The organism is Neobacillus drentensis (assembly GCF_036966985.1).
GTDB lineage: Bacteria > Bacillota > Bacilli > Bacillales > Cytobacillaceae > Neobacillus > Neobacillus drentensis_E.
Map to the genome: position 1 here is coordinate 1 of NZ_JBALSN010000814.1, position 225 is coordinate 225.

A 225-nucleotide genomic window follows, 5' to 3' on the forward strand; every position below is an offset into this window, starting at 1 on the left:
CTCTCTTTATTGTGTTGTTTATACTTTCAGAGTGTTTTTCGCCCGAATAAAGGCAACAAGCTGTTTGATTTCTTCATCTGTTAGTGGAACGCCGTCTACATGGATGGTTCCTTCTTTTGCTTCCGTCAGCTCAATTTTGATATCAGAGATTTTGCGTTGTATCTCTGGCTCGTCCGTTCTACCAAGTAAAAAATCAATGGACGTATCATACAAATCAGCCAGCAG

General features: G+C 40.4%; 1 pseudogene. It reads right to left on the reverse strand.

Annotated features, from left to right (window positions below):
* Positions 1–18 precede the first annotated feature (18 nt).
* Positions 19–225, reverse strand: a pseudogene (locus tag V7659_RS31975) (transcriptional regulator); the annotation flags it as partial.